Raw genomic sequence first — 5,911 nt, forward strand, 5'->3', positions numbered from 1 at the left:
CGCCCGTCCAAAAAAGACGGGCGGGACGCCCATCCCACAATAACAATTAAAATTGTAAGTTATTTAATTCGCGATCCATAGTTAAGTTATCCCTTAGTCGATTTTAGATTTTAGATTTTAGATTCACTTCACAGATGAATCTGGGAGATTGAACCTTAATCTAAAATTTTTATCTCTCCACGACTGTTGTCTGAAAGCAAGTATCCTTTTTTGGATGAATCAGGACGCTGCATCCTGATTCATCCATTGACAGAAAACTCTAGTTTTCAGTACAAACACGGACTAATTATGAACAATTAACCGGACATCATATAAGTGATAGCCTGAGTAATTTCCGCCGTCGGCGCACTGAAACTGTTGGCTAATTTTTTTTATGAGAAATATTAGGATTTTGTAATAAAAGTTTATCAAACGAGTCGGGCGCAGCAGTTTTCTGCTCTTGAAAGAGATCGAAATCTTCCCAATTTGGGCAGTTCTTTGATTGTGACTTAAGAACCGAGGGGAAATATTCAGCCATTTGGCTAATGGTTTATTGGCTAATTAGCTGAATTATTAATTTGCTAGTTTGAGTATGCTAGAGTTAGTCAGGTTCAGATATAAAGTGGCATCTGTTATCTAAGTATCATGCTCAAAATTTTGGTAATTGAGGACGACGAATTAATCCGGGAAACTCTTCTACAACTCCTGGAATCTCACAGCTACCGGGTCATTGGGGCCGAGAACGGTCGAGTTGGGGTGCAGATGGCACTTTCGGAGATACCAGATTTAATTTTGTGCGATGTGCAGATGCCGGAACTCGACGGTTATGACGTGTTGCGGACGCTGCGGCAAAACTCGCTAGCTGCAACAATTCCATTTATTTTCCTCACGGCTCAAAGTGACAAAACCGATTTTCGTCGGGGGATGGAATTGGGAGCCGACGATTACCTGACAAAGCCGTTTACCAAGGCTGAATTGCTGGGAGCCATTGCTTCTCGCGTCTTGAAACGGCAAACTATTACTCAACCGCTGACAGTCGCGCTTCACCAAGCAGAAGCCAGACTCAAAGATTTAGTTAACGACTCCACTAAGGTTACAACCCTCTCTCCTGAAAAGTTTGCTCTCGAAGCTTTGCTGCGCCACGCTTTGGCACAAGGTGAGTTTCAGGTATATTATCAGCCACAAGTGAATATTGCTACCGGCCAAGTTATCGGCGCCGAAGCTTTAGTGCGCTGGCAAAATCCCGATCGAGGTATAATTTCTCCCTGCGAATTTATTCCCTTAGCAGAAGAAACAGGTTTAATTATTCAGATTGGCGAGTGGGTACTGCTTTCAGCTTGCGCTCAAGCCGCTAGTTGGCTGGCTGCGGGGTTTTCGCCCTTTACAATATCAGTAAACTTGTCGGCCCGGCAGTTGTCCGACCCGGAACTCAAGGCGCGAATCGTCCAAATATTGGAAACTACAGGTTTAGAGCCTGCTAATTTAGAATTAGAAATGACCGAAAGCGCTTTGGTGGAAAATGCGACAGTAGCAGGCACTACTTTAAACCAACTTAAAGCTCTAGGAATTCGGATTGCTATTGACGACTTCGGCACCGGTTACGCTACTTTAGGATATCTTAAGCAATTTGCTTTTGACAGTTTAAAGATCGATCGAATTTTCGTCCGTAATGCCAACGAAGATACTCAAAATGCTGCTATTACTACAGCAGTAATTTTACTGGGTCACAGTTTGAATATGACTGTAATTGCTGAGGGAGTGGAAACAGAAGCAGAACTAGATTTTTTGAAACAACATCAGTGCGATATCATGCAGGGGTATCTGTTCAGTCGTCCCGAACCAGCAGCGATAATTGAAAGTATGTTGGTTGCCGACCCGAATGTGTTCGCGCCGCCCCCAGCAGCACCTAGTCGCGTTGTTCCTTTTGTATCGGTGTCCGAACCAGAAAAATCTAAAAACCTTTCAATGTCGCGTCTAGGAATAGTGTAAGTCTCACCAAGATTTCTGTATAATAGGATAAAATTCTTTCTTTTACCTTCTATTGTCTGCATAAAAGTTGACGCTACCTCATAAAAAGTTGTAGCTTTTGATGATAGGCGAATCAAAGAAAGTATTGTTCCCCATATTCCTCTATTGCTTCCCCTTTTAGGCGCTCAGCCCCTAATTGGACTATTTGAGAAAGTGTGCCGTCTTGAAATTGCGAACCTTTATCAAGTGGCAGGAGGTAAACTCATTTAAGTTCCTACTTTGGGACTGGCAGTTTCAAGAACTGTCCAACTGGAATTGGTGCAAGCCTGTCATGGAAACAATATTAGTGGTGGACGACGAAGCAGACTGTCAAACAGTCTTAGCAATGTACCTGGAAAGTCAAGGATATCGGGTGGAATGCGCTAATTCAGGGGTTGAGGCGCTCTCGATGTTTGAAAATGCCCCCCCAGATTTGGTAATTTCAGATGTCATGATGCCGGAAATGGACGGGTTTGAGTTTTGTCGCCGTTTGCGAACTACCCGTTTGGGACAGTTAGTCCCCTTTATATTTTTGTCGGGTCAAGGCGAGTTGGAGTCGAAAGTTGAAGGTCATTCGATCGGCGGTGACGATTATCTGGTAAAACCTTTTCAGTCTGAAGAAATTTTAGCTAAGGTAAAAGCGCAGTTAGAGCGCTCTCACCGCATTCACGCCGAAATTGTCCGCCTGCTGCAAACTTCTAGCGGTAGGGCGGTGGAACCACAATTTGTGGCAGTATTGCCAGCACCTGCACCTTTGCCTTTAACACCAGCCGAGGAAAGAGTTTTTTGGGAGGTTATCCAGGGTTATACTAACAAACAAATTAGCGATCGGCTGTTTATTAGCCCCCGGACTGTGCAAGCTCATTTAGGCAGCATTTTCAGTAAATTACAGTTAGACAATCGGGCCCAGCTTGTGAGATTTGCCCTAGAAAGAGGATACAAACCACCTCAAACTTAGCTCGGAGTTCAACCTAGGGTGCGCCAGCCAGCCAGGGGATTTAAGATTTTAGATTTTAGATTTTAGATTTACTCCACAGATGAATCTGGGAACTAGAGTCTAAAATTTTTCTTCCACATTCAAAACACAATAAGGATAATTAGTTATCACACAAACCCCCGGCCCCAAATTCGTACCCCGCAAGTTGCCACGTCCCAAATCAGCCTGCCGCACGTTATTCGCCGCATCAATATTTGTCCCGGTCAATTGAGCCCCAGGAAGCCTAGTATTTGACAAAATAGCATTCTGCAAATTAGTATCCCGCACATCCGCGAAAGACATATCCGCTCCGCTTAAATTCGCACGACTCAAATTAACTCTAAACAGCAGCGAACGCCTCAAATCGGCATTCGACAAATTAGCTTGCAACAGATAAGCTTCCCCCAGATTCGCATTAAAAAGTTTAGCACCGCGCAAATCAGCACTCGTCAGATTCGCTCGCCCCAAAAAAGCATTAGACAAATCCGCATTTCGCAGATTAGCACCATTCAATTCAGCCCCGTACATTTCGGCATTAACTAAGTTAGCATTGGCCAAATTAGCATCACTTAAATCCGCTTCTAGCAAATTAGCTTCATAGAGATTTGCTCCGCTTAAATCGGCTCCTCTTAAATTAGCTCTGTACAAGCTAGCCTTGAACAAATCAGCATTTCTCAAGTCACAGCCTTCGCACTCTTTAGTTTCCAGCAATTGCCTAACATGATCTGGATTTTGAGCCTTAACGGGATCTGCCAGCCCAAACAAAGCTAAACTTGCCGTTACAGTTGCCAAGAGTTTAAGTTTCACAAACAAACCTCACTGCTACTTCAAACAAATTATACTAGCAAACTATAGACTTTAAACCCATATCCCTCTCTCTTTCCTCTTGCTCTGCGTTCTCTGCGCCCTCTGCGGTAAATATTCAAAAAAATGATTCGCAGCCAATGATTTAGACCTGCTGACAGCAAGGCGGGCCAAGCCCGCCCTACTTAACTTAATTAAGCTTCATCTAAAGCAGCAACACCAGGCAATTCCTTACCTTCTAGCAGCTCCAAACTAGCACCGCCACCCGTAGAAATGTGGCTCATTTGTTCACCTAAATGCAACTGTTCCACAGCCGCCACCGAGTCACCACCACCGATAATTGTGGTAGTACCAGTTTTAGTAAGTCCAGCCAAAGAATGAGCAATACCTTCAGTTCCCACAGCAAACTTCTCCATCTCAAACACGCCCATCGGCCCGTTCCAGATGACCGTTTTGCAATCGGCCAAAGCATCTTGGAAAGTTTTTACTGAATCCGGGCCGATATCCAAACCCATCCAACCGTCGGGGATGCTTTCAACAGAGACAGTTTGAGTGTTAGCATCAGCAGCAAACTTGTCAGCAACTACCACATCAGTAGGTAACAGAAAAGTAACTCCCCGTTCCTTCGCCTTAGCTTCCAAAGACTTAGCCAGTTCCAGCTTGTCCTCTTCCACCAAAGACTTGCCAACGTTCAAGCCACGAGCTTTGTAGAAGGTGAAAACCATGCCACCGCCCAACAGCAGTTTGTCGCACTTTTCGAGCAGTTTTTCAATGACTCCAATCTTGCTGGAAACCTTAGAACCGCCGATTATAGCAGCTAAAGGACGCTGAGGATTGTCGATCGCACTGCCGAGATATTGCAGTTCCTTCTCCATCAAAAACCCAGCCACAGAAGGACTCAGATACTTAGTAACGCCCTCAGTAGAAGCGTGAGCCCGGTGAGCCGTACCAAAAGCATCATTGACATACAAATCGGCCACAGAAGCTAACTTCTTAGCAAATTCTGGGTCGTTTGCCTCCTCCTCTGGGTAGAAGCGGACATTTTCCAGCAACAGCACATCGCCATCTTGCATCGCCGCGACTGTAGCAGCGACTTCATCACCAATGCAGTCGTCAGTCTTTTTGACCTCTTTGCCCAACAATTCCGACAGGCGCACAGCAACCGGCGTCAAGCGCAACTTCTCCGTCACACCCTTGGGACGGCCGAAGTGGCTGCACAAAATCACCTTAGCGCCCTTGGACGCTAAATCTTGAATTGTCGGCAGAGCCGCCCGGATGCGAGTATCATCGGTGATATTGCCGTTGTCGAGCGGCACGTTAAAGTCCGCCCGCACCAATACCCGTTTGCCCGATAAGTCCGATGCCGATAAATTTGCTACAGTTTTTTTTGTCACAGGATTAACCTCCTAATATGTGTGTTTTTGTCGAATTCCGTTGAAATGGCGGCACTGGTAACTTGCACCCCGGCCTCGGACGCATTCAACCGCGCCCGTACAAAAAACGGAAGATGGAACAAACGGCACTGATTGGCTTAACCTAAACATTTTATCGGAGTCCGTGTCCCGGAGATGTGCAGTATGTTCAAGACAGTCTTATTTCCTGTAGACCAAAGCCGAGAAGCCCGCGAAGCTGCCGAAAAGGTGGTCAATATCGTAAAAACCTACGGTGCTCGTTTAGTTATTCTCTCGGTAGTCGAGCCCCCAGCCGAGGAGGCCGACGCCCCCGCGCGCGAGGTGATGACTTCCCCCGAAGCAGTCGCCAAACTTCTTTCTGAGGCCCAATCGATGTTTTCCCAGCAGGGAATTGAAGCTGAAATCATCGAACGGGAAGGCAAACCTGCTTTCACGATTTGCGATGTGGCGGACGAAATTGGGGCCGATTTGATTGTGATGGGCTGTCGGGGGATGGGTTTAACCGATGATGGGGCGTCTGACAGCGTTACCAGTCGGGTAATCAATCTGTCTCCTTGTGCAGTTTTGATTGTGCCTTAGTTATTAGTCATTCGTCATTAGTTATTAGTCACGTGTTATATCGTGTCCGACTAAATCAACGTAGATTCTGTAGGGGCGGGTTCACCCGTATCTATTATGTAAATCCAGGGTATGCGTAAACCCGCCCTGACACAGCGACTAATGGCTAATGACT

Annotated in this window: 5 protein-coding genes; 3 read left to right on the forward strand and 2 right to left on the reverse strand. The window is 45.9% G+C overall.

Translation table 11 applies throughout. The features are described from left to right. Positions 1–624 precede the first annotated feature (624 nt). Together QUB11_RS28245 and QUB11_RS28250 are read left to right on the forward strand one after the other, a co-directional pair. Positions 625–1,968, forward strand: a complete 1,344-nt coding sequence (locus QUB11_RS28245) for an EAL domain-containing response regulator (RefSeq protein WP_333206989.1) — start codon at positions 625–627, stop codon at positions 1,966–1,968. A gap of 202 nt (positions 1,969–2,170) precedes the next feature. Then, entirely contained in the window at positions 2,171–2,944 is a 774-nt protein-coding gene (locus QUB11_RS28250) for a response regulator (RefSeq protein WP_445300807.1), read from the forward strand. Between the two features lie 99 nt (positions 2,945–3,043). On the opposite strand, the gene QUB11_RS28255 is transcribed toward QUB11_RS28250, so the two are convergent. Next, positions 3,044–3,769, reverse strand: coding sequence for a pentapeptide repeat-containing protein (locus tag QUB11_RS28255; RefSeq protein ID WP_333206988.1), 726 nt, complete (start codon positions 3,767–3,769; stop codon positions 3,044–3,046). 191 nt (positions 3,770–3,960) lie between these two features. Next, positions 3,961–5,160, reverse strand: a complete 1,200-nt coding sequence (locus tag QUB11_RS28260; RefSeq protein WP_333206987.1) for a phosphoglycerate kinase — start codon at positions 5,158–5,160, stop codon at positions 3,961–3,963. Positions 5,161–5,343: 183 nt separating this feature from the next. Between QUB11_RS28260 and QUB11_RS28265 the strand changes: the two genes are divergently transcribed. Further along, positions 5,344–5,757: a universal stress protein gene (locus QUB11_RS28265; protein WP_333107288.1), complete on the forward strand. Its 414-nt coding sequence runs from the start codon at positions 5,344–5,346 to the stop codon at positions 5,755–5,757. The last annotated feature ends 154 nt before the right edge of the window (positions 5,758–5,911 follow it).

The sequence above is a fragment of the Microcoleus sp. B6-A1 genome (assembly GCF_036705085.1).
Taxonomy (GTDB): Bacteria; Cyanobacteriota; Cyanobacteriia; order Cyanobacteriales; family Microcoleaceae; genus Microcoleus.